At 65.0% G+C, this 26,214-nt stretch carries 26 protein-coding genes; 16 read left to right on the top strand and 10 right to left on the bottom strand.

What is annotated here, in order from left to right:
* Positions 1-7: 7 nt before the first annotated feature.
* From N5C91_RS00570 to desA, 5 genes are all read right to left on the bottom strand, one after another.
* Entirely contained in the window at positions 8-1,102 is a 1,095-nt protein-coding gene (locus N5C91_RS00570; RefSeq protein ID WP_279826895.1) for a DegT/DnrJ/EryC1/StrS family aminotransferase, read from the bottom strand.
* 50 nt (positions 1,103-1,152) lie between these two features.
* Positions 1,153-2,562, bottom strand: a complete 1,410-nt coding sequence (locus tag N5C91_RS00565; protein ID WP_236174318.1) for a hypothetical protein — start codon at positions 2,560-2,562, stop codon at positions 1,153-1,155.
* The gene (locus tag N5C91_RS00560; protein WP_279826893.1) at positions 2,562-3,029 is read right to left on the bottom strand and encodes a hypothetical protein; all 468 of its coding nucleotides are present in this window, start codon (positions 3,027-3,029) and stop codon (positions 2,562-2,564) included. Before N5C91_RS00560 ends, N5C91_RS00565 begins: the two co-directional genes overlap by 1 nt.
* 577 nt (positions 3,030-3,606) lie before the next feature.
* Positions 3,607-4,575 (bottom strand): sensor domain-containing diguanylate cyclase, encoded by a 969-nt coding sequence (locus N5C91_RS00555; protein ID WP_236174316.1) that lies wholly within the window; start codon positions 4,573-4,575, stop codon positions 3,607-3,609.
* A gap of 138 nt (positions 4,576-4,713) precedes the next feature.
* The gene (gene desA, locus N5C91_RS00550; protein ID WP_236174315.1) at positions 4,714-5,895 is read right to left on the bottom strand and encodes a delta-9 fatty acid desaturase DesA; all 1,182 of its coding nucleotides are present in this window, start codon (positions 5,893-5,895) and stop codon (positions 4,714-4,716) included.
* A 179-nt stretch (positions 5,896-6,074) separates the two neighbouring features.
* On the opposite strand from desA, the gene N5C91_RS00545 reads away from it, so the two are divergent.
* The 7 genes from N5C91_RS00545 (at position 6,075) to N5C91_RS00515 (ending at position 13,579) form a co-directional block, all read left to right on the top strand.
* Positions 6,075-8,348 carry a GGDEF domain-containing phosphodiesterase gene (locus N5C91_RS00545; RefSeq protein ID WP_279826890.1) on the top strand — a complete coding sequence of 758 codons (2,274 nt, stop codon included), beginning with the start codon at positions 6,075-6,077 and terminating at the stop codon, positions 8,346-8,348.
* Positions 8,349-8,488: 140 nt separating this feature from the next.
* Positions 8,489-8,671, top strand: coding sequence for a sulfur starvation response protein OscA (oscA, locus tag N5C91_RS00540; RefSeq protein ID WP_017520779.1), 183 nt, complete (start codon positions 8,489-8,491; stop codon positions 8,669-8,671).
* Between the two features lie 171 nt (positions 8,672-8,842).
* Entirely contained in the window at positions 8,843-9,841 is a 999-nt protein-coding gene (locus N5C91_RS00535) for a sulfate ABC transporter substrate-binding protein (protein WP_138526608.1), read from the top strand.
* A gap of 123 nt (positions 9,842-9,964) precedes the next feature.
* On the top strand, positions 9,965-10,783 hold the full coding sequence (gene cysT, locus N5C91_RS00530; RefSeq protein ID WP_017520777.1) for a sulfate ABC transporter permease subunit CysT: 819 nt from the start codon (positions 9,965-9,967) through the stop codon (positions 10,781-10,783).
* Positions 10,784-10,793: 10 nt separating this feature from the next.
* Positions 10,794-11,666, top strand: a complete 873-nt coding sequence (gene cysW, locus N5C91_RS00525) for a sulfate ABC transporter permease subunit CysW (RefSeq protein ID WP_279826884.1) — start codon at positions 10,794-10,796, stop codon at positions 11,664-11,666.
* Between the two features lie 14 nt (positions 11,667-11,680).
* The gene (locus tag N5C91_RS00520; protein ID WP_236174312.1) at positions 11,681-12,670 is read left to right on the top strand and encodes a sulfate ABC transporter ATP-binding protein; all 990 of its coding nucleotides are present in this window, start codon (positions 11,681-11,683) and stop codon (positions 12,668-12,670) included.
* Between the two features lie 159 nt (positions 12,671-12,829).
* Positions 12,830-13,579 carry a sulfite exporter TauE/SafE family protein gene (locus N5C91_RS00515; RefSeq protein ID WP_236174311.1) on the top strand — a complete coding sequence of 250 codons (750 nt, stop codon included), beginning with the start codon at positions 12,830-12,832 and terminating at the stop codon, positions 13,577-13,579.
* 205 nt (positions 13,580-13,784) lie between these two features.
* Here N5C91_RS00515 and N5C91_RS00510 read toward each other — a convergent pair whose 3' ends face one another.
* Positions 13,785-14,348: a TetR/AcrR family transcriptional regulator gene (locus N5C91_RS00510; RefSeq protein WP_236199231.1), complete on the bottom strand. Its 564-nt coding sequence runs from the start codon at positions 14,346-14,348 to the stop codon at positions 13,785-13,787.
* 104 nt (positions 14,349-14,452) lie between these two features.
* Here N5C91_RS00510 and N5C91_RS00505 point away from each other — a divergent pair, with 104 nt between their 5' ends.
* The gene (locus tag N5C91_RS00505) at positions 14,453-15,181 is read left to right on the top strand and encodes an SDR family oxidoreductase (protein WP_236174309.1); all 729 of its coding nucleotides are present in this window, start codon (positions 14,453-14,455) and stop codon (positions 15,179-15,181) included.
* A 169-nt stretch (positions 15,182-15,350) separates the two neighbouring features.
* Positions 15,351-15,941: a 2-hydroxychromene-2-carboxylate isomerase gene (locus N5C91_RS00500; RefSeq protein WP_279826872.1), complete on the top strand. Its 591-nt coding sequence runs from the start codon at positions 15,351-15,353 to the stop codon at positions 15,939-15,941.
* A 211-nt stretch (positions 15,942-16,152) separates the two neighbouring features.
* Here N5C91_RS00500 and N5C91_RS00495 read toward each other — a convergent pair whose 3' ends face one another.
* Positions 16,153-16,554 (bottom strand): hypothetical protein, encoded by a 402-nt coding sequence (locus tag N5C91_RS00495; protein ID WP_279826871.1) that lies wholly within the window; start codon positions 16,552-16,554, stop codon positions 16,153-16,155.
* 158 nt (positions 16,555-16,712) lie between these two features.
* Between N5C91_RS00495 and N5C91_RS00490 the strand changes: the two genes are divergently transcribed.
* The gene (locus N5C91_RS00490; protein ID WP_236199233.1) at positions 16,713-17,501 is read left to right on the top strand and encodes a helix-turn-helix domain-containing protein; all 789 of its coding nucleotides are present in this window, start codon (positions 16,713-16,715) and stop codon (positions 17,499-17,501) included.
* 6 nt (positions 17,502-17,507) lie between these two features.
* Here the strand turns inward: N5C91_RS00490 and N5C91_RS00485 are convergent, their stop codons facing one another.
* Positions 17,508-18,032 carry an Mpo1-like protein gene (locus tag N5C91_RS00485; protein WP_236174305.1) on the bottom strand — a complete coding sequence of 175 codons (525 nt, stop codon included), beginning with the start codon at positions 18,030-18,032 and terminating at the stop codon, positions 17,508-17,510.
* Positions 18,033-18,106: 74 nt separating this feature from the next.
* Here N5C91_RS00485 and N5C91_RS00480 point away from each other — a divergent pair, with 74 nt between their 5' ends.
* The 3 genes from N5C91_RS00480 to N5C91_RS00470 all read left to right on the top strand — a co-directional run bounded on the left by N5C91_RS00480 (position 18,107) and on the right by N5C91_RS00470 (position 20,490).
* Positions 18,107-18,796, top strand: coding sequence for a Crp/Fnr family transcriptional regulator (locus N5C91_RS00480; RefSeq protein WP_236174304.1), 690 nt, complete (start codon positions 18,107-18,109; stop codon positions 18,794-18,796).
* A gap of 191 nt (positions 18,797-18,987) precedes the next feature.
* On the top strand, positions 18,988-19,485 hold the full coding sequence (locus tag N5C91_RS00475) for an outer membrane beta-barrel protein (protein WP_279826863.1): 498 nt from the start codon (positions 18,988-18,990) through the stop codon (positions 19,483-19,485).
* A 237-nt stretch (positions 19,486-19,722) separates the two neighbouring features.
* On the top strand, positions 19,723-20,490 hold the full coding sequence (locus N5C91_RS00470) for a hypothetical protein (RefSeq protein ID WP_279826860.1): 768 nt from the start codon (positions 19,723-19,725) through the stop codon (positions 20,488-20,490).
* 4 nt (positions 20,491-20,494) lie between these two features.
* Here the strand turns inward: N5C91_RS00470 and ppk2 are convergent, their stop codons facing one another.
* On the bottom strand, positions 20,495-21,478 hold the full coding sequence (gene ppk2, locus N5C91_RS00465) for a polyphosphate kinase 2 (protein ID WP_236174301.1): 984 nt from the start codon (positions 21,476-21,478) through the stop codon (positions 20,495-20,497).
* Positions 21,479-21,611: 133 nt separating this feature from the next.
* Positions 21,612-22,577 (bottom strand): magnesium transporter CorA family protein, encoded by a 966-nt coding sequence (locus N5C91_RS00460; RefSeq protein WP_236174300.1) that lies wholly within the window; start codon positions 22,575-22,577, stop codon positions 21,612-21,614.
* Positions 22,578-22,667: 90 nt separating this feature from the next.
* On the opposite strand from N5C91_RS00460, the gene N5C91_RS00455 reads away from it, so the two are divergent.
* The 3 genes from N5C91_RS00455 to N5C91_RS00445 all read left to right on the top strand — a co-directional run bounded on the left by N5C91_RS00455 (position 22,668) and on the right by N5C91_RS00445 (position 26,206).
* Positions 22,668-22,949 (top strand): hypothetical protein, encoded by a 282-nt coding sequence (locus tag N5C91_RS00455; protein WP_236174299.1) that lies wholly within the window; start codon positions 22,668-22,670, stop codon positions 22,947-22,949.
* Positions 22,950-23,030: 81 nt separating this feature from the next.
* The gene (locus N5C91_RS00450) at positions 23,031-23,264 is read left to right on the top strand and encodes a TIGR02647 family protein (protein WP_236174298.1); all 234 of its coding nucleotides are present in this window, start codon (positions 23,031-23,033) and stop codon (positions 23,262-23,264) included.
* A 92-nt stretch (positions 23,265-23,356) separates the two neighbouring features.
* Entirely contained in the window at positions 23,357-26,206 is a 2,850-nt protein-coding gene (locus N5C91_RS00445) for a class I adenylate cyclase (protein WP_279826853.1), read from the top strand.
* The last annotated feature ends 8 nt before the right edge of the window (positions 26,207-26,214 follow it).

Genomic DNA, 26,214 nt, shown 5'->3' with positions numbered 1-26,214 from the left:
CGTCCCCTTACACCGCGACGGCGACGCGGCCGCTTTCCAGCAGCAGCACTTCGATCACCGCGCGCTGGATTTCCTGGGGCAGGCCCGGGTACAGCGGCAGGCAGAGGATGCGCTGGCTCAGCTCGCGGGAGAGCACCTGCGGCTCCTGCGGGGCGAGGTAGTCGAGGGTGTCCAGCGACGGGTAGAAATAGCGCCGCGGGTTGACGCCGATCTCGTTCAGCGCTGTACGCACACGCAGCACCTGGGCTTCGTCACGCAAGCCGATGGGGTAGTAGCTGTTGTTCAGCCGGGCATAACTTTCGCTAACCTGCAGGTCGTAGTAGCCGCTGAGCGATGCCGTGTAGCGGGCGGCGATCTCCTCGCGCTGGGCGAGGATGTCGTCGATCTCGTCGAGCACGCACAGGCCCATGGCGGCGGAGAACTCGTTGAGCTTGGCGTTGATCCCCAGGCCGACGATCTGGTCGACCCCGGCGATGCCGAAGTTGCACATCAGGCGGATCTGCCGGGCCAGCTCGTCATCGGCGGTGACGATGGCGCCACCCTCGATGGTGTGGAACAGCTTGGTCGCGTGGAAGCTCAGCGTGGTGGCATCGCCCCAGGCCAGCACCGATCGGTCGCGGTAGCGCGAACCGAAGGCGTGGGCGCCGTCGTAGATCACCTTCAACTGGTTGCGCTGGGCCACCGCCTGAATCTCCTCCACCGCACAGGGATTACCGAACACGTGGGTGGCGACGATGGCGGTGGTATCCGGCGCAAGGCTGGCTTCGATGCGCGCAGGGTCGAGGTTCCAGGTCCGCGGGTCGATGTCGGCGAAGCGCGGGCGGATGCTCTCCCACTGCAGCGTGCTGCTGGTGGCAACGAAGCTGAAGGGGGTGGTCACGGCACTGCCGGTCACGCCCAGGGCGCGGTAGGCCACTTGCAGGGCGATGGTGCCGTTGTTGGTGAGAATCACATGGCGAACGCCGAAATAGTCCTGCAGGCGCTCTTCCAACTCCGTGACGAAGGGGCCGTGGTTGGTGATCCAGCCGGAGGCGTAGATCTGTTCCACGTAGGCCTTGAACTTGTCCAGGTTGCCCAGGTAGGTCTTGGTCACATTGATCACGGTCGCATCCCTCTGTTGGATGGAAAGTCCGTTGGCTGTCGCGTCGCCGCTCAACCCAGCGCCGACAGCGCGAAGGGAGCGTCGTCGATGCCGCTGTCCATGGTTTGCGCGGCTTGCGGCGCGCGGCTGGCCAGGTGCTCCTGCAGGGCCTCGATGACCCGGCCGCTGGCGTCGTTGTGGAACTGCCAGACGCCATAGATACGGCTGTCGAAGGAGCGCTCGCTGCCCAGCATCGGGTTGGCCGCAAGTCCCGAGCCCAGGCCGAAGCTGTAGAGGCCGGGAATCGGCCGGCCGTTGTGGTCACGCAGGCAGCCGGCGGCGTCGGAATCCAGCCCGCCCTTGCTCTCGCGCACCTGCAGTGGCTCGCCGTTGGCACGGCGCAGCGCCGGCAGGCAGGGCTGGTAACCGATGGCCTGGACGATCACGCCGTCGTCGCTGCAGCACTGCTCCAGGCGTTCGCGGGCGGCAGGCGAGCGGTCTTCCAGGCAGAGCAGCTCGACCTTCACCCGCGTACCGCTGACGATCCCGTTGGCCAGCACGTCGGTACCGACCTGGTGGGCGCGGTAGCGCAGGCCGCCGGAGCGGTTGACCCGGCCGGAGACCGGGCACACATCCATGCCTTCGTCGACCACGTAGCCAGCCGCGCGGGCTTCCTCGACGCTCTCGAAGAACAGGCGGATCGGCGCGCGGTGCAGCAGGGTGATCTGCTCGAGCCCCAGGCAGTCCAGCGCGCAGGCGAGGTTGTCGAGGATCGAGAAGGCACTGTGCGAGCCGCCGACTACGGTAAAGCGAGTGCCCGGGGTGACCCGGTCGCCGAACAGTTCCACCAGCTCGGCAGGGTTCAGGCTCAGCAGCGCGTCGGAGGAATAGACCGTGGGGCCATCGTGGGCCAGGTGCAGGTCCTGTTCGGCCAGGCTCCAGTTCAGGTACTCGCGGTTCTGCCGGCCACCCAGGTTCATCACCAGCGCCCCTGCATCGATCTGCACGGCGTGGGAGCCGCTGCGCAGCGCCAACTGGAAGCTGCCGTCATCCTGCGCGGTGATCTTCTCGATGCGTGTACCCAGCGCCACTTCGACACCCAGGTGCTCGGTGACGTAGCGCATGAACAGCGTCGAGGCATGCGCCAGCAACTCACCGACCTGCGTGAGCATTGGCGCGCCATGCGGGTCGTTCTGCAGCGCACGGAACGCCGGGGAATGCGCCAGCGGCGCGAAGATCGGCAGCAACGCCGGATCGCGAAGGCAATCGAGGAACACATCGCCGACCGAGTTGGCGGTGATGTGGTAGTCCCCCAGTCGGCCACGGCCGACCGCCAGTGCCGCATCCACGACCAGCAGGCCATCACGGGCGAGGCTCGCCAGCGCGCCGGTCTTGTAGGCATTGAAGAGGAAACCCATGCCGGCCGGGCCGGCGCCGCCGACCACACAGGCATAGTTGCAACGAAGCGATTGCTCGGCCATCAGCCTTGACTCCCAGCGCGGCGAGACGCGCGGCTCTCGTGAGGCCGGCACTGTCGGCCGGCAGGGTGGCGGCGCTCGCGCCGGGATTCCGTCACTCGCGGCACAGCCGCGGTCGCGCAACGCTTCCTCGGGAAGGTTGCGGGAATCAGTTCGGAAGGAATGGCGAGCGCCCGCAGAAGAACTTCGGCAGATCGCCGAAGTTGCTGTTTCATGAATGAAACAGCCAGTTCCTGGCACGGCTCAAGTTCAGTCGAAAGTTCAGCTTTGTTACACCATGAAGAACTGGCATAACTGGATTTCGAACTAAAGAGAGCAGTTTTACTGAACATCTCAATAGCACCACTGGAATTGGCGCCAGATTTCCCAAGTTTCACCAGCGATACACTTTCCGGGCGGGAAGCGTCGCTCTTCTTGCCAGTTTCGACGGCACCGTAAGTTCCGTCTTTTTCCATTAATGCAGTGGCCATCGTTACTGACTCCAGTCCAGGAGATGCTCTGTACCGGGCCTTTTGCAGAATTCGAAGACAAGGCTACCGCCCGAGTTCGAATGACCCGATTCAAACAACGACAATCAACTGTTCGTCCCTGGAGTGGCCGTTACTTTTTCCTGGGCAAAGCTACCGCCCTCCGGCCTGTTCCGAAAATCTGGAAAAACAAAAGCAAAAAGCTATCGCGCTTTCGCAGCGAAGAAGGCCGACGAAAGTTGTCAGGCAGCGATAGGAAAGCGACAGGAAGAAGAGGGGGCAGAATCTTCCTTGACCTTACTGCTCTTGCGACTACTCCCTGAGGTGTCTCATCTGGACACCACACGATATTGCTATGTGGATAGTAATAGAGGGGGGGACAAAGGCGTGTCAACGTAGGAAGCACTCCTACGCCGGGAATCCGACAGAAGGCAAATCAGTATTCGTAACCTATTGATTTATAAGGCGCCATAAACATGACACAGGCGTTTTGACAGCATAAACGTACACTTTCGTATCTGCACTAAAAGGATTAGTCGGAAAGTATTAATGTATCCGCCGCGGACACGGCGGATGTGTTTCATCCTTGAACAATGCGGTCCTTGCCGGTGCGTTTCGCCTGATACAGGGCGGCATCGGAACGACTGTAGAGCGCAGAAAGATTCTGGTCTTCAGGCTGCAACAGGGTCAGCCCCTGGCTGATGGTGACGCTGAAGAAATGCTCGGCCTCGTTGAAGCGCAGGCGCTGTACTTCACGCTGCAGGCGCTCGCCGATCTGCCGCGCCGTATTCTCGTCACAGCCGGGCAGCAGCACGGCGAATTCCTCACCGCCGATACGCCCGAACAGGTCGCCGCGGCGCAACGCGCCGGCACCGCACTGGGCGATCCGTTGCAACACCACATCGCCGACCTGGTGGCCGTAGACGTCGTTGATCTTCTTGAAGTCGTCCACATCCAGCAGCAGGAAGGCCAGCGGCGTGGACGTCGCCTTGCAGTCGCGGAAGGCCTGTTCGGCGCTGTCGAAGAAGTAGCGGCGGTTGCTGCTCTGGGTCAGTACGTCGGTGGTGGCCAGGCGATGCAGCTCGGTTTCCAGGTGCTTCTTGTCGGTGATGTCCTCGGCGATACCGACGATCATCAGCGGCAGGCCGGCATCGCTGTGCTGGCTGACGAAGCATTTGTCGCTGAGCCAGCGCACCTCGCCGTCGGCCCGCAGGATTCGATACTCGCGCTGTTCGATGGCGCCGCGCTCCAGCACCTCCTGCAGGGTGCTCTGGGCGTAGTCCAGGTCATCGGGGTAGATGCAGTTGCGCCACTCGTTGTAGTCCGCCAGCAGCAGCGCGGCGGAGCGGCCGAAGATGCGCTCGTACGCCGGGCTGACATAGACCATGCGCTGGGCCTGCCAGTCGAAGGCCCAGAGTACCGAGTTCACGCTCGCCAGCAACGCACTGAAGAGCTGTTCGCGCTCCTTCAGGCGCGTCACCTCGGCGCGGCTGTGCAGCAATGCCAGCAATGCTTCTTCCTGATCGGCTGGCAGTTTGTTCTCATCCATGTATCAGCGTCCTCCCGCTCATTGACCGGGGCTATGACCGCAAACTACGCCAGGCTGCTGCAAATTAAACGAAAAGCCCGCCGAACGGCGGGCTTTTCTTGAGACGCATCTCTCAACGTCCTAGGACGCTTCCGCCATTCAGACGGCCGGACGCAGCGAGTAGGTCTTCAGTTGCTCGGCGAATTCGCGCAAGGACTGGATGCCGCTGGCTTCCGCCTCGTGCACCCATTGCTTGATCGCGGCGAGCATGTCGTGGCCGTTGGCGCTGGTTTTCACCCAGATCTGTTGCAGGGCCAGGCGCTTCTCGTAGATCACCTGCAGGGACTGGCTCTGCGCGAGCAGGTCCTGGATGCGCGCGTGGTGGCGATCCTCCAGCAAGCTGGTTTCCCGCGAGAGCAGGCGCTTGGCGCGGCGGAACAGGTGGCGCACGGACTCGTCGGCCTTGGCCAGTTCCTGCTTCACCAGCGGGCCGATCACCAGCTTGCGGTACTGCGCCATGATCTGGAAGCGGTTGTTGAGGATGGCCATGGCGGTATCCATGTCCAGGTTGCCCTTGCCTTCCACCCGGTGGGCGATCGGCGCCACACGGGCCACCTTGGCCAGGCGCAGGAAGCTGAACAGCTTGATCCAGGCCCAGCCGAGGTCGAACTCCCACTTCTTCACCGACAGCTTGGCCGAGTTCGGATAGGTGTGGTGGTTGTTGTGCAGCTCTTCACCACCGATCAGGATGCCCCAGGGCACCAGATTGGTGGCGGCGTCGCGGCACTCGAAGTTGCGGTAGCCGATGGCATGGCCCAGGCCGTTGATGACGCCGGCCGCCCAGACGGGAATCCACATCATCTGCACGGCCCAGACGGTCATGCCGAGCACGCCGAACAGGGCGAGGTCGATAACCGCCATCAGCACCACGCCGCCGATGGGGAAGCGCGAGTAGAGGTTGCGTTCGATCCAGTCATCCGGGCAGTTCTTGCCATAGATACGCAGGGTGTCGGCGTTCTCCGCCTCCTTGCGATACAGCTCGGCGCCGGTGCGCAGCACGGTGCCCAGCCCCTTGAACACCGGGCTGTGCGGGTCTTCGGCGGTTTCGCACTTGGCGTGGTGCTTGCGGTGGATGGCCGTCCATTCGCGAGTATTCATGGCGGTGGTCAGCCACAGCCAGAAGCGGAAGAAGTGCTGCAGCGCCGGGTGCAGTTCGAGCGCCCGATGCGCGGAATAGCGGTGCAGGTAGACCGTGACACCGACGATGGTGATATGGGTCAGGACCAGAGTGACCGCCACCAGTTGCCACGGCGACAGGTCAAGGAAACCGTTGTACCACATAGGCGATACTGTACCTCGGAAGGGGTGTGGGCTTTGCCCTGTTGGGCATGGATTGCCGGGAAAAGACAGCCCGCATTATCACTAAGCAGGTCCGGATTACCATCCGGTCTTTTAGATACGAACCAGGCCAACTGGCCATCATTTATACTGCACAGCCAATAAATCCAACCCACTACCGCATGAATCCACGCCTCAGCGCCCTGCGCATCAGTCTTGTATACCTGATCGCCGCCACCCTCTGGGTGTGGCTGGGTGACCAATGGTTACAAAATCTCCTGCCCGATCCCGCTTCGCTGACGCAGGCGCTGGTGCTGAAGAAGTACCTATTTCTCGCCATCACCTTCCTGTTGCTGTTCTTCCTGCTCTGCCGGCACCTGCGCCAGCAGCACGCCGCGTTCGCCGCGCTGAGCGACAGCGAGCAGCGCCTGAGCCGCGCCTTCGCGGTGGTCGAGGACGGCATCTGGGACTGGGACCTGGAAACCCAGCGCGTCTATTACTCGCCCGGCTACGCCAACCTGATCGGCCTGCCGCTGGAACACCTGAGCGATGACCTGCTGCTCTGGGAAAACCGCCTGCACCCGGACGACCGCGCGCGCACCCTGGCCCTCCATCAGGACTGCATCCAGGGCCTGCGCACCCGCCTGGAGTGCGTCTACCGCATCCGCCACGGCGACGGCAGCTATCGCTGGGTGCGCAGCAGCGGCCGGCTGACCCGCGCCGAGGACGGCCGCCCGCTGCGCCTGACCGGGGTCAACCGCGACATCACCCACCAGCGCAGCAACGAAGACCACCTGCGCCAGGCCGCCGCGGTATTCGAGGCAACCCAGGAAGGCCTGCTGGTGACCGATGCGCGCGGCGTGATCGTGCACACCAACCCGTCCTTCTCGCGCATCACCGGCTACAGCGCCGAGGACGTGCTCGGCGGCCAGCCGTCGCTGCTCAAGTCCGGCCGCCAGGATGCCGCCTTCTACCAGCGCATGTGGACCGCGCTGCATGAGAATGGCGTGTGGAGCGGCGAAATCTGGAACCGCCGCAAGAGCGGCGAGGTGTATCCGCAGTGGCAGCACATCCGCGCCGTGCGCAATGAAGAGGGCGAGCTGACCCACTACGTCGCAGTGTTCTCCGACCTCAGCAGCCTCAAGCGCTCGCAGCACGAACTGGATTTCCTCGCCCACCATGATCCGCTGACCGGCCTGCCCAACCGCCTGCTGCTGCGCGAGCGCATCGAGCAGGCGCTGGCCCGCGCCGAGCGCGAACAGGGCGGCGGCGCGCTGCTGAGCATCGATCTGGACCACTTCAAGCACATCAACGACAGCCTCGGCCACACCATCGGCGACCTGCTGATCCGTGCGGTGGCCGAGCGCCTGGAAAACTGCCTGGACGAGCGCTGCTGCCTGGCGCGCCTGGGCGGCGACGAATTCGCCGTGGTCCTCGAAAGCCAGCAGCCCCACCACGCCAGCAGCCTCGCCCAGCGCCTGCTGGAAGCGATGAGTGCGCCCTTCGAGGTCAACGATCAGGTCATCTACATGTCGGTGAGCCTGGGGGTCAGCCTGTTCCCCGAAGACGCGCGCAACGTCGACCACCTGATGCAGCACGCCGACGCCGCGCTGTTCCAGGCCAAGGCCAGCGGGCGCAATCTCTACGCCTTCTATACCCCCGAGCTGACCGCCCGCGCGCGCTCCCACGTACAGGTGGAGTCGGCGCTGCGCCACGCGCTGGACCACGACGAACTGCGCCTGTACTTCCAGCCGGTACATGACCTGGCCAGCGGGCGCATGGTCGGCGTCGAGTCGCTGGTGCGCTGGCAGCACCCGCAACGCGGCCTGATCGCGCCGGGCGAGTTCATTCCGGTGGCCGAGGAAAGCGGCCTGATCACCGCCATCGATGCCTGGGTGCTGGAGCGGGCCTGCCGGCAGATGCGCCAGTGGCTGGATGCGGGAATCGGCCTGGAGTTCATCGCGGTCAACGTCTCCAGCCGGCTGTTCGGTCGCGGCGGGCTGGAGGAGCGTGTGGCCCTGGCCCTGGAGCAGAGCGGCCTGGAACCGCATCACCTGGAACTGGAAATCACCGAAAGCGCGGTGATGGACAACTTCGACCAGGCCCTGGAACTGCTCTGCCAGCTGCGCCTGCTGGGCGTGCACCTGGCCATCGACGACTTCGGCACCGGCTACTCCTCGCTGATGCGCCTCAAGCGCATGCCGGTGCACAAGCTGAAGATCGACCAGGGTTTCGTCGCCGGCCTGCCGGACGAATCCGAGGACGCCGCCATCGCCTGCGCAGTGATCGCCCTGGGCCAGAGCATGGGCCTGCAGGTGGTCGCCGAAGGCATCGAGCGCCCCGACCAGGCCGCCTTCCTGCTTACCCACGCCTGCAACTTCGGCCAGGGCTACTGGTACGGTTCGCCCCAGCCGGCCGAGAAGCTGCTGGCACAATTGCCACGCGGCACCGCATGAATCCACGCTAAAAACTTTCTGATATATAAAAATTCTTAAACAGTATTTTTAAGAATATCCAGCTCCTGCCTAAGATGCGCTCACACCGCACGCGCCGTTGGTGAATCGGCCGGTGGTCAACCCATTAGGAGCAGATACCCATGAGCGCAACCCTCCGTAGCCTGGACGGCCAGGACGAAGCCAACATCCTGCGCGAAGTGCAGAGCGCCCTGCGTGGCCTGCGTTTCGGCGCTGTCGAGATCACCGTGCACAACGGCCAGGTCGTGCAGATCGAACGCAAGGAAAAATTCCGCCTGCAGCAGAGCCCGGGCAAACCTGCCTGAGCGCCTGGGCCCCTGACTCGCGAACACGACTGGACCACCGGAGCGTCGCCATGACCGCCCTGCCCCACCGGTACTGCAGCTGCCAGCCACGAATGCGTGGCTGACATCGCCCCCCCGAAAGACCCTGCCCAACAAACACAAATAGAACTGCATTTATTTCAGGAGCTGCACATGTCCATCCGCCGTTTCGCCCTGGCCGCACTGGCCAGCGCCCTGATCGCCGGCCCCGTCTCTGCCGCGACCCAACTGCTGAACGTTTCCTACGACCCGACCCGCGAGCTGTACCAGGCCTACAACGCCGCCTTCATCAAGCACTGGAAGGCCCAGGGCGGTGACGACCTGACCGTGCAGCAATCCCACGGTGGCTCGGGCAAACAGGCCCGCGCCGTGATCGACGGCCTGAAGGCCGATGTGGTGACCCTGGCCCTGGCCGGCGACATCGACGAACTGAACAAGCTGGGCAAGCTGCTGCCCGCCGACTGGCAAGCGCGCCTGCCCGACAACAGCACTCCCTACACCTCGACCATCGTGTTCCTGGTCCGCAAGGGCAACCCCAAGGGCATCAAGGACTGGGCCGACCTGACCAAGCAGGGCGTCGAGGTCATCACCCCGAACCCGAAGACCTCCGGCGGCGCCCGCTGGAACTTCCTGGCCGCCTGGGCCTGGGCGAAGAAGGAATACGGCAGCGACGAGAAAGCCCAGGAATACGTGCAGAACCTGTACAAGCACGTGCCGGTTCTGGACACTGGCGCCCGCGGTTCGACCATCACCTTCGTCAACAACAACATTGGCGACGTGCTGCTGGCCTGGGAAAACGAAGCCTTCCTGGCCAAGAAGGAACAGGGCGGCGAGAACTTCGAGATCGTCGTTCCGTCCGTGTCCATCCTGGCCGAGCCGCCGGTGGCCGTGGTCGACAAGACCGTCGACAAGAAAGGCACCCGCAAGGTCGCCGAGGAATACCTGAAGTACCTGTACAGCGAAGAAGGCCAGCGCATTGCCGCGCAGAACTTCTACCGCCCGCGTAACGAGAAGGTCGCAGCCGAGTTCGCCAATCAGTTCCCGAAACTGAACCTGGTGACCATCGACAAGGACTTCGGCGGCTGGAAGGTCGCGCAGCCCAAGTTCTTCAACGACGGCGGCATCTTCGACAAGATCTACCAGGCGCAGTAATGCACCACCCGCCCGGCACTGCGCCGGGCGGCCCAATCCGCGCAGGCCGGTGCACAGCCCGCGCGGAAGGAAAACCCCCGCCCCATGGCGGGGGCTCAACGCGTTCACGAGAAAGGACAGCAAATGTCGCGACGCATCTCCCCGGTCATACCCGGCTTCGGGCTGACTCTGGGCTACACCCTGGTGTATCTCAGCCTGTTGGTGCTGATTCCGCTGGGGGCCATGTTCCTCAAGACGACCCAGCTCTCCTGGGATCAGTTCTGGACCATCATCACCGCGCCGCGAGTCATCGCCGCGCTCAAGCTGAGCTTCGGCACCGCGCTGATCGCCGCGCTGATCAACGGCGTGATCGGCACCCTGCTGGCCTGGGTGCTGGTGCGCTACCGCTTCCCCGGGCGCAAGATCATCGACGCCATGATCGACCTGCCCTTCGCCCTCCCCACCGCCGTGGCCGGCATCGCGCTCACCGCGCTGTATGCGCCCAACGGCCTGGTCGGGCGCTTCGCCACCGAGATCGGCCTGAAGATCGCCTATACCCCGCTGGGTATCACCCTGGCGCTGACCTTCGTGGTCCTGCCCTTCGTGGTGCGCACGGTGCAGCCGGTGCTGGCCGATATCCCGCGTGAAGTCGAAGAGGCCGCCGCCTGCCTGGGCGCCAAGCCGCTGCAGGTGTTCCGCCACGTGCTGCTGCCGGCGCTGCTGCCCGCCTGGTTGACCGGTTTCGCCCTGGCCTTCGCCCGCGGTGTCGGCGAGTACGGCTCGGTGATCTTCATCGCCGGCAACATGCCGATGAAGACCGAGATCCTGCCGTTGCTGATCATGGTCAAGCTGGACCAGTACGACTACACCGGCGCCACCGCCATCGGCGTGCTGATGCTGGTCGTCGCCTTCGTCCTGCTGCTGCTGATCAACCTGCTGCAACGCCGCATCGAAACGCCTTGAGGAGCGCGCCATGAGTACCGCAAGCCTTTCCGCCGCGGCCGCTGCCAACGCTGCTCGCCGGGGTAATGTCTGGGGCCGACGCGCCCTGATCGTGCTGGCCTGGCTGGCCTTCGCGCTGTTCCTGCTGCTGCCGCTGTTCGTGGTGCTGAGCGAGGCACTGAAGCAGGGTTTCGGCACCTTCTTCGAAGCCATCCTGGAACCTGACGCGCTGGCTGCGCTGAAGCTGACGCTGATCGCCGTGGGCATCTCGGTACCGCTGAACCTGGTGTTCGGCGTCTCCGCTGCCTGGTGCGTGACCAAGTTCGAGTTTCCCGGCAAGAGCATCCTGGTCACCCTGATCGACCTGCCGTTCTCGGTCTCCCCGGTGATCGCCGGCCTGATCTACGTGCTGCTGTTCGGCGCCCAGGGCTACTTCGGCGAGTGGCTGTCGGACCACGACATCCAGATCGTCTTCGCCGTGCCCGGCATCGTCCTCGCCACCCTCTTCGTTACCTTCCCCTTCGTCGCCCGCGAACTGATCCCGCTGATGCAGGAACAGGGCACGCAGGAAGAGGAAGCCGCGCGCCTGCTCGGCGCCAACGGCTGGCAGATGTTCTGGCACGTGACCCTGCCGAACATCAAATGGGGCCTGATCTACGGCGTGGTGCTCTGCACCGCGCGGGCCATGGGCGAGTTCGGCGCCGTGTCGGTGGTCTCCGGGCACATCCGCGGCGTCACCAACACCCTGCCGCTGCACGTCGAAATCCTCTACAACGAGTACAACCACGTCGCCGCTTTCAGCGTTGCCACCCTGTTGCTGTTGATGGCCCTCGTCATCCTGCTGCTCAAGCAGTGGAGCGAGTCGCGCCTGTCCCGCACCAAAGTCAAAGCTGACGATGAATAAGTGAGAGCCCAGCCATGAGCATCGAGATCCGTAACGTCAGCAAGAACTTCAACGCCTTCAAGGCGCTGAACGACATCAACCTGGATATCCACAGCGGCGAGCTGGTCGCCCTGCTCGGCCCGTCCGGCTGCGGCAAGACCACCCTGCTGCGCATCATCGCCGGCCTGGAAACCCCGGACGTCGGCAACATCGTGTTCCACGGCGAGGACGTCTCGCAGCATGACGTGCGCGATCGCAACGTCGGCTTCGTGTTCCAGCACTACGCGCTGTTCCGCCACATGACGGTGTTCGACAACGTCGCCTTCGGCCTGCGCATGAAGCCGAAGAAGGAGCGCCCGAGCGAAGCGCGCATCGCCGAGAAGGTCCACGAACTGCTCAACATGGTGCAGCTGGACTGGCTCTCCGACCGCTACCCGGAGCAGCTCTCCGGCGGCCAGCGCCAGCGTATCGCCCTGGCCCGAGCGCTGGCGGTAGAACCCAAGATCCTGCTGCTCGACGAACCCTTCGGTGCCCTCGACGCCAAGGTGCGTAAAGAACTGCGCCGCTGGCTGGCGCGCCTGCACGAGGAGATCAACCTGACCTCCGTGTTCGTCACCCACGACCAGGAAGAGGCGATGGAAGTCGCCGACCGCATCGTGGTGATGAACAAGGGCGTGATCGAACAGATCGGCTCGCCGGGCGAGGTCTACGAGAACCCGGCCAGCGACTTCGTCTACCACTTCCTCGGCGACTCCAACCGCCTGCACCTCGGCGGTGACGAACACGTGCTGTTCCGTCCGCACGAGATCTCGCTGTCGCGCTCGGAAGTGGCCGAGCACCGCGCCGCCGAAGTCCGCGACATCCGTCCGCTGGGCGCGATCACCCGGGTGACCCTCAAGGTTGACGGCCAGGACGAGCTGATCGAGGCCGAAGTGGTCAAGGACCACGACAGCCTGACCGGCCTGGCGCGTGGCGAGACGCTCTACTTCAAGCCGAAGGCGTATCAGCCGGTGGCCAACATCTGATCCGGCAAAGCGCTTTTCTGTAGGAGCGAGCAAGCTCGCGAATAACTCCGCTACGGGGCAGGTTCGCGAGCAAGCTCGCTCCTACAAGAGCCTCCCGCGCTTTCCCCCGGCTTTCAAACCCTCGTATCCTGCCGACCTTGCTTTCAACAAGGCCCGGCCATGTTCGACGCCCTCCCGCAACACCTCGAACTGATCATCCTCACCTTCCTCCTCGCCGGCCTGGTGAAAGGTGTGGTGGGGCTCGGCCTGCCCACCGTCGCCGTCGGGCTGCTCGGGCTGGTGATGCCGCCGATGCAGGCCGCTGCGATCCTCGTCGTGCCATCCACCGTCACCAACATCTGGCAGCTCGCCGCCGGGCCGCGCTTCCTCGGGCTGCTCAAGCGGTTGTGGGGGATGCTCGTAGGCATCGTCGTCGGCACCCTGGCGGTGGGCTGGCTGCTGGCGGGGGAAAACTGGCCGGCGGCAACGCCGCTGCTGGGCGTGGCGCTGATCCTCTATGCGTTGCTCGGGCTGTCGAACAAGCGCTTCAGCGTGGCGCCAAGGCACGAGCGCTGGCTGTCGCCACTGATCGGGGTGATCACCGGCGGCGTCACCGCCGTGACCGGCGTCTTCGTGATTCCGGCCGTGCCTTTCCTGCAGGCCCTGGGGCTGGAGAAGGACGATCTGGTGCAGGCGCTGGGGCTGTCGTTCACCGTCTCGACGCTGGCCCTGGCAATCACCCTCAGCCAGCACGGCTCGCTGTTGCAGGCGGACGTGCTCGGCCTGTCCCTGCTGGCCCTGTTACCGGCGCTGGCGGGCATGTACCTGGGCACCTGGCTGCGTTCGCGGATCAGCCCGCTGGCGTTCCGTCGCTGCTTCTTCGGCGGGCTGTTGCTGCTGGGCGCGGACCTGGCAATTCGCGGTATCTAATCTCGCGCCGGATTGCCTTTCTGTAGGAGCGAGCTTGCTCGCGAACCCAGCCCCGGCAGCGGAGCTTGTTCGCGAGCAAGCTCGCTCCTACACGTCTGTCCCTCGCTGGCGCAACCCTGTAGGGCGCATAACGCCCATGGCGTTATCCGCCCCGTGCCCGGTTATGCGCCCTACAAGGCCACGTCTCCCGGGGCAGAGTGGCAATTCACTGCTCGTCCAGATGACGGATCAGGAAATCCCGGCTCGACTCGACGATAGCCTTCTGTGCCTGCTCGCTCGCCACCATCCGCGCCAGCACCAGCGCGCCGACACATTGCGCCAGCAGGGCCCAGGCGTCTTCCGCCGAGCCCAGCACTTCAGCCCATGCCTGCTGCAATTCCACCAGCGCATCCTCGGCGCTTTGACGTACTGACTCGTCGGCGCGGGCGATCTCCGCGCCCAGCGCCGGAATCGCGCAACCGGCAGCCGCATCCTGCACATGGGTGACGTTCAGGTAGCGCTTCAGCCCGCGCTCCAGGCGCGCACGGTCGAGCACCTTGCCCTTCGCCGCGAGGCGCTCGACGCTCTGGCTCAGCTCGCGCTCGACGATGGCGGCGAACAGCTCGTCCTTCGAACCGAAGTGGTTGTAGAACGCCCCGCCGGACAGCCCCACGGCCTTCATCAGCCCGTCCACGCCGGTGGTGGCGAAACCGCCCTGCTTGGCGAGCGAACCGCTGCTGTCGAGCAGGCGCTGGCGGGTTTCTTCCTTGTGGGTGGCTGAATAGCGCATGGAGCGCCTCCGTGGAAGCGGTTGACGATGCGTCGGATATTAACATAACGTTCGTTTACCTAACGACCGTTTACCAACTTTCGCGCACCCCTGAGGAAACGAGAATGTCGAACAAGAAAGTCGTCCTGGTCATCGGCGCCGGCGATGCCACCGGCGGCGCCATCGCCCGCCGTTTCGCCCGCGAGGGCTACGTCGCCTGCGTCACCCGGCGCTCGGCGGACAAGCTGCAGCCACTGGTGGACCAGATTCGCGCCGAAGGTGGTGAGGCCCACGGCTTCGCCTCCGACGCCCGCCAGGAAGAAGCGGTGATCGAGCTGGTGGAAACCATCGAGCGCGACATCGGCCCCATCGAAGCCTTCGTCTTCAACATCGGCGCCAATGTGCCCTGCAGCATCCTCGAGGAGACCGCGCGCAAGTACTTCAAGATCTGGGAAATGGCCTGCTTCTCCGGCTTCCTCACCGGCCGCGAAGTGGCCAAGCGCATGGTCAAGCGCCAGCGCGGCACGATCCTGTTCACCGGCGCCACGGCCGGCCTGCGCGGCGCCTCCGGCTTCGCCGCCTTCGCCGGGGCCAAGCACGGCATCCGCGCGCTGGCGCAGAGCATGGCCCGCGAACTGGGGCCGATGGGCCTGCACGTCGGCCACGTGGTGGTGGACGGCGCCATCGACACCGAATTCATCCGCGAGAACTTCCCGCAAAAGTACGCGCAGAAGGACCAGGACGGCATCCTCGACCCCGAGCACATCGCCGACAGCTACTGGTACCTGCACAGCCAGCCGCGCGATGCCTGGACCTTCGAGCTGGATCTGCGCCCCTGGATCGAACGCTGGTAACAATCGGCAGACGACGAGCTGCGCGTCGGCCAGGCGTCGCTGGACTCCAGCAGGGGCTGCTCAGTTACGAACGTAAGCTCCGCGCCCTGCTGAGCCCCGCCTAGCCTGGCTCTAGCTCGCAAGGTCGTATGCCGATTCTGCGAACCCACATAAAAAGAGAGAGCCACTCATGAGCAAATCCGTCGAGTTCTACTTCGACTTCGGCAGCCCGACGTCCTACCTGGCGTATACCCAACTGCCGGGCATCTGCGCCGAAACCGGCGCCGAGCTGGTCTACCGCCCGGTCCTGCTGGGCGGCGTGTTCCAGGCCACCGGCAACGCCTCGCCCATCGCCGTGCCGGCCAAGGGTCGCTACACGCTGATCGACATGACCCGCTTTGCCCGCCGCTACGGCGTGCCGATGAAGATGAACCCGCACTTTCCGATCAATACTCTGACCCTGATGCGTGCCGCCAGCGGCGTGCAGTTGCGCCAGCCGGAGCGTTTCGAGGCGCTGCTCGCCTGCGTGTTCAAGGGCATGTGGGTGGACGCGTTGAACCTGGGCGACCCGGCGGTGCTCGGCCCGTTGCTGGCCGAAGCGGGCTTCGATCCGCAGGCGCTGCTGGCGCTGACGGCGGAACTGGAAGTGAAGGACGCGCTGAAGGCCAACACCGAAGCGGCGATCAAGCGCGGCATGTTCGGCGCCCCGACCTTCTTCGTCGGCAACGAGATGTTCTTCGGCCAGGACCGCCTCGACTTCGTCCGCGAAGCCCTGGCGTAAATCGGTTCGCGAGTACCGTAGGGCGCATAACCTGGAACAGGTTATGCGCCGGCAGGAAGCCGTTCGCGAGCAACATCTACAGCGGCGTCAGTGACCACCTACGTAGGATGGCGTGGAGCGCAGCGATACCCATCGATTCCGCGCACCGACCGCATGGGTATCGCTGCGCTCCACCCATCCTACAAACTGGCGTAAAGCTTGCTCGCGAACATCACAGCGCAAGAACCGCCGAGCGCCGCAGGCCGAAGAACTCCAGTTCCGCCAGCAGCAGGACTACCAGCGCCTGACCGATGACAAAGGCATAGCCCAGGGTGGTCGGCTGCACATAACCGGTCACCAGCAGGGCAATGCTCTCCACCACCCACAGCGCGTTCAAGGCGATCACTGCCCAGACGCCAGTGCGCGACAGCAGCGTCTGGTTGCTCATCCAGTAGAGCACCAGCGCCAGCGGCAGCAGCACGATGCCGGCCACCAGCAGCAGGACGAACGGCAAGCCAAGCACTTGGCCGAGCGGCTGCGCGGCGAGGGCCATCAGCAAGCCCATGGCGCCACCGGCGATGGCATCAACTTTCAGGGTGAGGCGAAGCAGCGGGGAGGATTGCAGCAGAGTCATGGCGAAGCTCCTTCAGGGATCGCCACCGATTGGCGGCGTGTGGCTGAAGAATCCGCCCGGGACGTAGGTGCGTCGATTACCTGCCAGGTAATGGCCGTTACGGGGCGTGAGGTCTATCGTTCGATGCCATGACCCGCACTGCCATGAACGGCCCAGCCATGAACAGCCCAGCCCAACCGGTCGGCGCCCTGCTCCGCCAATGGCGCCAGCGCCGCCGGCTCAGCCAGCTCGACCTCGCCTGCGACGCGGAAATTTCCACGCGCCACCTGAGCTTCGTCGAAACCGGACGCGCCCTGCCCAGCCGCGAGATGCTCCTGCACCTGGCGGAACAGCTGGACATTCCCCTGCGCGAGCGCAACCGCCTGCTCAGCGCAGCGGGCTACGCCCCGGTGTACTCGGAGAAAGGCCTCGACGACCCGGCGCTGACCGTGGCGAAACAGGCCATCGACCAGTTGCTCAAGGCCCACGAGCCGAACCCGGCAATGGTGGTGGACCGCCACTGGAACCTGCTGGCATCCAACCGCACGGTGGATATCTTCCTGCTCGGCGTCGACCCGGAGCTGCTGCAACCGCCGATCAACGTGCTGCGCATGAGCCTGCACCCCAAGGGCCTGGCGCCGCGCATCCTCAATCTCGGGCCGTGGAAGGCGCATGTGGTGGAGCGCCTGCAGCGCGACTACGAAGCCAGCGGCGACCCGGCTCTGGCGGCGTTGCGCGACGAGGTGGCGGCCTATCCGGCGCCGCCGCATGACGAGGCGGCCAGCGGCGACATGGTGCTGATCCCGGTGCAGTTGCAGACCGAACTGGGCGTGTGCAGCCTGATCGGCACCATCACGGTGTTCGGCACGCCGGTGGATGTGACGCTGTCGGAGCTGGCGCTGGAAACCTTCTTCCCTGCCGACCCCGACAGCGCGCGCATCCTGCGCCAGCTCAGCGGTACCGAGTGAGCTGAATCAGGCGGTCGCCTTCTTCTCGCGGATGCAGGTGGGGCCGGCGCGCTCTTCCACGGCGTGGCGCACTTCATCGCGCAGACCGAGCAGGAACGCCGCTTCAGCGGCGACGAACAGCGGGCCGACGATCAGCCCGGTGAGGTCATCGACGAACGCCGGCTTGCGGCCCTCGTACCAGTGGCCAACGAACTGGATGATCCAGCCCACCACGAACAGGCCGATACCCCAGGCGAGCCAGGACGCGGTGCTGCCAGCCGCGAGCCCGGCGCCGATCCACAGCGACAGCGCCAGCAGCGCGGTCATCAGCAGGCCGAAGCGCAGGTCCAGGCGCAGGTAGAACACCACCGAGGCCAGCGCCAGCAGCGTTGCAGGCGAGACCAGCAGGCCGGCCAGCTCGAAGCCGGGGCGCGACAGCAGGATGGCGATAGCCAGCACGATCATCGGGATGCCGATGAAATGGCTGACGATGTTCCGCCGGTCACGGTGGTAGGCGGCATATTGGGCAAGGTGGTCGACGAGCGTTTTCATTGTTGTTCTCCCGCAAGGTACTGGCATGATGGCGATGTGCGCCTTGTCACTCTGTCAGCTAGCCGACATTACCCATGACCGACACCAAGCCCTACCTGTCCCGTCTGCCGCAAGGCCGCTGGTTCCAGACCCTTCCAGCGGGTCTGCGCCAGGCCCTGTGCGACGCCGCCGTGGTGCGCCGCCTGCCCGCCGGGCAACGGCTGTTCGCCCGTGGCGACGCACCCTGCGGGCTGTACTGCGTGGTGGAAGGGGCGATGCGCGTCAGCGTGGTCGGCGAGACCGGCAAGGAAGCGCTGCTGGCGCTGGTGGAGGCGCCGAACTGGTTCGGCGAGATCTGCCTGTTCGACGGCCAGCCGCGCACCCACGACGCCTACGCCGAAGGCGCCACCGTGCTCCTGCAGGTGCCCCTGGCGCCGCTGCAGGCGCTGCTGGCCCAGCACCCGGAATACTGGCGTGACTTCGCCCTGCTGATGAGTCACAAGCTGCGCATCACCTTCGCCGTGCTGGAAGAGCTGTCGCTGCTGCCGGCCGCGCCACGCCTGGCCCGGCGCTTGCTGATGATCGCCGAGGGCTACGGCGAGTCGGCCACCGCCAAGCGCGAACTGCATCTGCCCCAGGAGCAACTGGCGGCCATGCTGTCGCTGTCACGGCAGACCACCAACCAGATCCTCAAGGACCTGGAAGCCCAGGGCATCGTGCGCCTGAGCTACGGCGGCATCGAGATCCTCGACCGCGAACGTCTGCGCCAGGCCGCCCACGCCTGACCCCCAACAGCTTCGTCTAGAAGAAAAGCCAGGCGACTCTCGACGAGCTTCGATGGTCGCGCACGCCAGCGCCCCGCTCTAATGCCCCCGCCGCTGCGCTGGCGCGAAAAAAACCGCGCCAGAGCGGCACCCAAACCCTCCGCAAGACAGCAAGGCGGCCGTTGCTCCCCCACCGGCCGCAAGGGAATCCTATGCGCCTTTCGAAACTTCTCTGCGCCCTCGCCCTGACCGCCCCGGCCCTGGCGATGGCCGACGACAGCGGCCTATACGTCGGTGGCGGCGTGACTCGCCTCGAGATCGACGACCGCTCCTTCGACGACCACGACAACAGCTACAAGCTGTACGCCGGCTACCGCTTCAACAACTACCTGTCCCTGGAAGGCGCGGTGGTCGACTTCGGCGACATGAGCGACGGCAGGAAGCACTTCGACGGTGAGTCGCTGCAGGCCAACGTCCACCTGGGCTTCCCCATTGGCCAGCGCATCCGCCTGTATGGCATCGCCGGCGTGCACGCCTGGCACGCCGATGACGACGCCGCCGGCAAGTCGGACGACGTGGATGCACTCTATGGCTTCGGTGGCGAAGTGGACGTGATCGGCGGCCTCGGCGTGCGCCTGGAGCAGGAATACCTGGACGTCGGCGACATCGACCTCGACCAGACCACCCTCTCGGCCTACTGGCGTTTCTGACGCCAGCCTGCCCCTCAAGCCCGGCGGAAGGTCCGGCTCTCCCCAGAGCAGTCCTCCCCTCCTGACCTTCCGCCGGCACCTTCTCGCGCACCGGGCATCACCTGTGCAAATCACTCTTTCGGTCGGTTGCAGCGGCTGCGTTCGCGGCTAGCCTAGGAATAGCTGCGTTTCTGGCGCCAAAAAGACACACATCCGGCGAATCGCGCGGCTCACAATAACAATAAGGACGCCTCCGCCATGCTCCGGAATCTCGATGTCGTTCGTGGGTTCGTGCTGTGCTGTTTCGGACTCTTCGCCCTCGCCGCCCAGGCCAACCTGCCTAGCGAGGAACTGCAACTGCAGACCCTGCAGGTCTACACCTGCCGCTCGATCAACAGCCTACTGCTGCTACGCGGCGAAGGCTTCCAGGAAACCCACGCCGCCCAGCTGGAGAAAGACCTGGCCACGCTGGACAACGCGGTCAAGGGCTACCCCAAGGCCGACGACGCGCTGAAGAAAGCCCATGCGGAATTCGTAACGCAGATTCGCAATGGCGTTTCCTACGGCCCCAAGGAAGAGGACCTGCCCTGGCGCTATAACCAGGACCTGAGCCGCGCCCTGCGCGAGCTGCTCAACCAGGTCGAACGCTTCGTCCCGCCTGCCGCCGATGCCAACCAGATCCCGCTGTGGGAGCTGCCGGTGCGCGTCGAGTATCTGGCCACCCAATACCTCGGGCGCGCCTACATCAGCGGCCTGGAGCTGGCCCGCGAGCAGCCGCAGGAATACCTCGGCCAGGACGAGAGCGTGCTGGTACCGCTGCTGACCCAGCGCATCGAGCAACTGCCCGATAGCGATGCCACCAAGAAGCTGCGTACGCGCTGGGAATACCTGAGCAAGGCGCTGCTGGACATGAACAGCAAGAGCAACAGCGGCGTCAGCGCCTCCGGTCGTCCGTGGGCGCCGATCATCGTCGATCGCAATGCCCGCGCCGTCTCCGGGCAGCTCATGCAGCTCAGCCAGCAGTAACGCCTCAGGCCGGGATGGGCTCCGCCACCGGCACCACGGCCTGGGTCGGGCGCTCCAGCTCGTCACGGTCCATCAGTGCGGCGCGGCCCACCAGTAGCTCGTCCGGGGCGCGGGCGATCTTCGGGTTCTTGTCCGGGTAATCCAGGCTGTGCAGGAAGTGCCGCAGGCAGTTGAGCCGCGCGCGCTTCTTGTCGTCGGACTTGACCACCACCCAGGGCGCATCGGCGGTGTCGGTATGGAAGAACATCGCCTCCTTGGCCTGGGTGTAGTCGTCCCAGCGGTCCAGCGACTGGATATCGATGGGCGACAGCTTCCAGTGCTTGAGCGGGTCGTCGCGGCGCGAGACGAAGCGACGCAACTGTTCCTCCCGGCTGACCGAGAACCAGAACTTGAACAGGTGGATGCCGTTGCGCACCAGCATGCGCTCCAGTTCCGGCGTCTGCTGCATGAACTCCAGGTACTGACGCGGCGAGCAGAAGCCCATCACCCGCTCGACGCCGGCGCGGTTGTACCAGGAGCGGTCGAAGAAGACGATTTCGCCCGCCGTGGGTAGATGCTGGATGTAGCGCTGGAAGTACCACTGGCCGCGCTCGGCGTCGCTGGGTTTTTCCAGCGCCACCACGCGGGCCCCGCGCGGATTGAGGTGTTCGGTGAAGCGCTTGATGGTGCCGCCCTTGCCGGCGGCATCGCGCCCCTCGAACAACAGCACGATGCGCTGGCCGGTCTCTTTCACCCAGCTTTGCACCTTCAGCAGTTCGATCTGCAACTCGGCCTTCAACGCCTCGTATTCCTTGCGTTGCAGGCGCTTGCGGTAGGGATAGCTGGCGGGCAGGCCAGCGGAAGTGGAGTCCTCGTTGCTGCCGCGCGGGGCCAGGGCCACGGTCAGCGCTACCGGGCCCTGGCTCTGCGCCTCGATGGCAGCACCGCCTTCGGTACTGGCGTGCGGGACTTGTGCGGGGATGTTCTTCTGGCTGTCGGGCTGCGGCATGGTCTCCTCCTGTGAGACGGTCAGGGCTATGGGTTACCTCCACTCTGCGCAGCCCCGCCACACACCCATTTGACCGACATCAATACCCCTGTCGGGATAGCGATGAAGAAATTCGGAGAAAGTCCGCCCTGCCCTACAGCCAGCCTTTGTACTTGAACCAGTAGTACGGAATGATCGCCGAGACCACCATCGCCACCAGCGCCATCGGGTAGCCGGCCAACCAGGCAAGCTCGGGCATGTGCGCGAAGTTCATGCCGTACACCGTACCCACCAGGGTCGGCGGCAGGAACAGCACGGCGGCGATGGAGAACACCTTGATGATGCTGTTCTGCTCGATGTTGATCAGGCCCAGGGTGGCATCGAGCAGGAAGGTGATTTCCCCGGCCATCTTCGTCTGGTATTCGCTGAGCGAGCGCACGTCGCGCTCCACCGACTTCATGCCCAGCTTCACCTCGTCGCTGATCCAGCCGTTGCTGCCCTGGCGGAAGTACGCCAGCGGCCGGCTGATGCTCAGCAGGCTCTCGTTGAGCTTGGACAGCAGCGAGTTCTTGCGCCCCAGTTGCTTGACCACTTCCTGCAGGTCAGCCTTCTCGCTGGCCTGGCCCTCGCGGAAGATGCTGCTGCCCAGGGTATCGAGTTGCTTCTGCACGTTTTCCAGCACGTCGGCGATCCGGTCCACCACGCTGTCCATCAGGGTCACGAACAACTGGTCGCTGCGCCCCTCGCAGCCACCGCGCTGGGTGCGCGTCTCGAAGGTGCGGAAGGCCAGCAGGTCGGTGTAGCGCACCGTCACCAGCCAGTGCGGGGTGAGCACGCAGGTGACTTCCGAGGTGCTGGGATTGTGCTCGCGGATGCCGCCCACCACGGTGGTGGTCATGTACAGCGCCCCCTTGCTCTCGTAGAAGCGCGAGGAATCCTCGATCTCGGCCATCTCTTCGCGGGTCGGCACATCCACCTCGATGATCGACTCCAGCAACTGTTCTTCTTCCGCCGTCGGCTGGAACAGGTCGATCCACAGCGTGTCCTTGGGCATGCCATGGCATTCGTTGCCGTTGTGGCGCACCAGGCGGTCGCCGACGAGGGTGTAATAGGTGATCATGTCGCCCGACAATCCTTTTTACGCACCTGAAGTTGCCCCGCAGGTTGGCCAACTTCCCGGCGCTTCACAAGCCCATCGGAGCATCCCGTGATGAGCGAACCAGACGATAGCGAAGAGTCCTTCGCCGAAGACACCCTGATCCAGGCCATCGAGAACCAGATCGAAAGCGAGAGCCCGCCAGCCGCACGAGCGGTGCTCAACAAGCTGACCCTGGTCGGCTACGAGCGCGAGGATGCCCTGCACCTGATGGCCCTGGTACTCGCCCACGAGATCGAGGCGATGCTGGCCGAGGACCGCCCGTTCAACGGCGAATGGTACGAACAGGCGCTGCGTGCGCTGCCGACCCTGCCGGATGGCACTGTTGCCGAATGAGACAGCGGCATAACACCGCTTGCCGAACCAGTCGGACTTGAGACTACACTGAAGCCTCATTGACCATCGGGAGTTAGGCGAATGGCTTTCACGAAAGAAATGGTTGAGGAACTGGATCTGCTGGCGCTGTATGACCTCGAGAACAGCAAGGCCGGGTTGAAAGTGCACCATGACGCTTCCGCCGAGGCCGTGGCGGCCGCCGGCAGGCTTCACGCCAAGGGCCTGATCGACCAGCAGGACGGCGGCTATCTCACCAGCCTGGGTCTCGACGCCGCCGAGCACGCCCAGGTCCTGCTCGGCATCCTGCGCAGCTGACCTCAAGTTCCCCCGCGAGCGGGCGATAAACTGGCACACTTCCGAGCGCCGCATTCCCTGATGCGGCGCCGCTGGCCAGACAGCAGTACGCCATGACGCTCACACCCGAAATCCGCCCTGACATCGACGACGGTATCGACCGCAAGGTGCTGACGCAGCTGCGCCAGCGCTTCCTGAAGGTCAACGCCGCCCGTCTGCAACGGGCCAGTGAAGCGCTTTCCACTCGTCAGCAGCTCGTCCTCAAATTGCTGCCGCTGCTGCTGGACGTGAACCACCCGCTGCTGCCCGGCTACGTGTCGGCCAGCACACCCGCCGGGCTGTCGAACTTCGTCCCGGACGACGAACTGCTCGCCGAAGCCCAGCGCCTGACCCGCTCCTTCAGCTACAAGGCCCGTCGCGGCAACCCGCCGCTGCCGATCCACGGACTGTTCCTGATGGGCAGCCTGGGCACTGTCGCCCAGGCTGAGCAGAGCGACCTGGACCTGTGGGTCTGCCACGCCTCGGACCTCTCCGAAAGGGAACTCGCCGAACTGCGCCGCAAGTGCGAGCTGCTCGAACAATGGGCAGCCACCCAGGGCGCCGAGGTGCACTGCTTCCTGGTCGACCCGCAGCACTATACCCAGGGTGCCCGCGAGGCGCGGCTGACCTCCGACGACTGCGGCACCAGCCAGCATTACCTGCTGCTCGACGAGTTCTACCGCACCGCCATCTGGCTCGGCGGCCGCACGCCGCTGTGGTGGCTGGTGCCGGTCTACGAAGAGAACCGCTACGCCGAGTACTGCCAGACGTTGCTGAGCAAGCGCTTCATCCGCGCCGAGGATGTCCTCGATCTCGGCCACCTGGCGCGCATCCCGCCGGGAGAGTTCATCGGCGCCGGCATGTGGCAGCTGTTCAAGGGTATCGAGTCCCCCTACAAGTCGGTGCTCAAGCTGCTCCTCACCGAGGTCTATGCCAGCGAACACCCGCAGGTTTCCTGCCTGAGCCTGCGCTACAAGCAGGCAATCTACGCCGGGCGCCTGGACGTAGAAGAGCTCGACCCCTACGTCATGCTCTATCGCCGCCTGGAGGAATACCTCCAGGAGCGGGGTGAAACCGAGCGCCTGGAACTGATCCGCCGCTGCCTCTACCTCAAGGTCGGCAAGAAGCTCAGCCGCCCGCCGCGCCAGGGCCACAAGAGCTGGCAGCGCAAGGTGATGGAGCACGTCTCGGCGCCCTGGAAATGGGACAGCCGCGCCTTCGCCCAACTCGACAGCCGCAGCCAGTGGAAGGTGCGCCAGGTGCTACTGGAGCGCCGCGCACTGGTCAACGAGCTGACCCACAGCTACCGCTTCCTCTCGCAGTTCGCTCGCCTGCAGCACGCCGCCAGCGGCATCAACCCACGGGACATGGGCATTCTCGGCCGCCGCCTGTATGCCGCCTTCGAGCGCAAGGCCGGCAAGGTCGAGTTCATCAACCCGGGCATCGCCCCGGACATGGCCGAGGACATCCTTACCCTCGCCCAACTACCCGGCGGCGAGGCCGGCAAGCCGCCTTACTGGGCGCTGTTCAGCGGCAACCTGGCGTTGCAGGAGATGGCCGACTTCGCCCCGCTGCGCCGCGCCCGCGACCTCATGGAACTGCTCGCCTGGAGCCACCGCAACGGCGTGATCGACGCGACCACGCGGCTGTCCCTGCAACCGGGCAGCAGCGACCTCAGCGAATTCGAACTGCAGAACCTGCTGGGCTGCCTGCAGCAGGCCGTACCGCTGCCGCTGAACGAGGTGCCGGAAAGCGCCCTGCTGCGCAGCGCCGTCCCTTCGCAGGTGTTGCTGCTGGTCAACGTCGGCGTCGACCCGCTGCGCCAGCACAGCCAGATGAACGTGCACATGACCACCGAGCGCACCGACTCGCTGGGCTATTCCGGCGTGCGCGACAACCTGGTGCTGACCCTTGACCAGGTCACCCTCAACAGCTGGAACGAACTGCTGGTCAGCCGCTACTCGGGGCCCCACGCGCTGCTCGACTGCCTGCGCGAATTCCTCAACAACCTGCCCGCCGAAGCCCCACCGCCAGGCCTGCTGGTGCGCTGCTTCTGCCGCAACCGCGCCACCGCCATCGCCCAGCGTGTGGAAGACCTGTTCCGCGATGCCCATGCGCAACTCGCCAGCGGCAAGGGTGGGCGCTACCTGCTGCAGGTGCGCCAGCACTTCCACCTGCTGCACCTGGTGCCCGGCAACGTCAGCCATCGGGTCATCGAAGGGCTGCCGGCGCTGGTCGAGCACCTGGGCGATACCCAGGACGACAGTGGCTTCCTGCAACTGGACCGGCATGCGCTGGAGGGCGACGACCTCGCCATGATCCTGCCGCTGGGCCGGGCCAATACCGTGCAGGTGTTCTACCGCCTGGACGAAGGCAGTGCGGAAATCACCATCCTCGACGAGCGCAATGCCCTCTGGCGGCGGCGCCAGGAGTACGACAGCGAGGAAGGCCTGCTGCTGCCGCTGCAACGCTTCCTGCAGTCAGTGCAGTACCGTCGCAACGCGGTGATCTCGCTACTGGAGGCCCAGGGTCCGGTAGGTGCCGACATCCTCTTCTACGAAGTGGTGACCAACGGTCACCAACGCGCGCAACGCATCGAACGACGCAATACGCCGCAGCCGCTGGAAGCCTTGCCGTTCTACAACGTGCAGGCGATCGTCGAACCGGGCGAAGGCCAGCGCGCGCGCACCACGCTGTTCTGCAACCACCGTGAGTTCTCGGAGCTGGAGTTCGGCAGCGAACTGTTCCAGGCCGTGGCCCGGCACATCCTCGACCGCCGCCGCGGGCAGGAGCGCTACCCCTGCTACATCACCGACCTCGATCTGTCGGCCATGCGCGAAGGCGGGGAACTGCAGACGGTGCATTTCCTGCGCTACAAGCAGAGCCTGGAGCAGGCGCTGAACCGGGCGCTGGCCGAGGCCTGAAGGCCGGA

Origin of the sequence: Pseudomonas sp. GD03903 (assembly GCF_029840045.1) — a bacterium.
In the GTDB taxonomy this organism is placed as follows: domain Bacteria; phylum Pseudomonadota; class Gammaproteobacteria; order Pseudomonadales; family Pseudomonadaceae; genus Pseudomonas; species Pseudomonas pseudonitroreducens.
The sequence above is the reverse complement of the archived record's forward strand: the minus strand, read 5'-3'. Positions and strand labels throughout refer to the sequence as shown.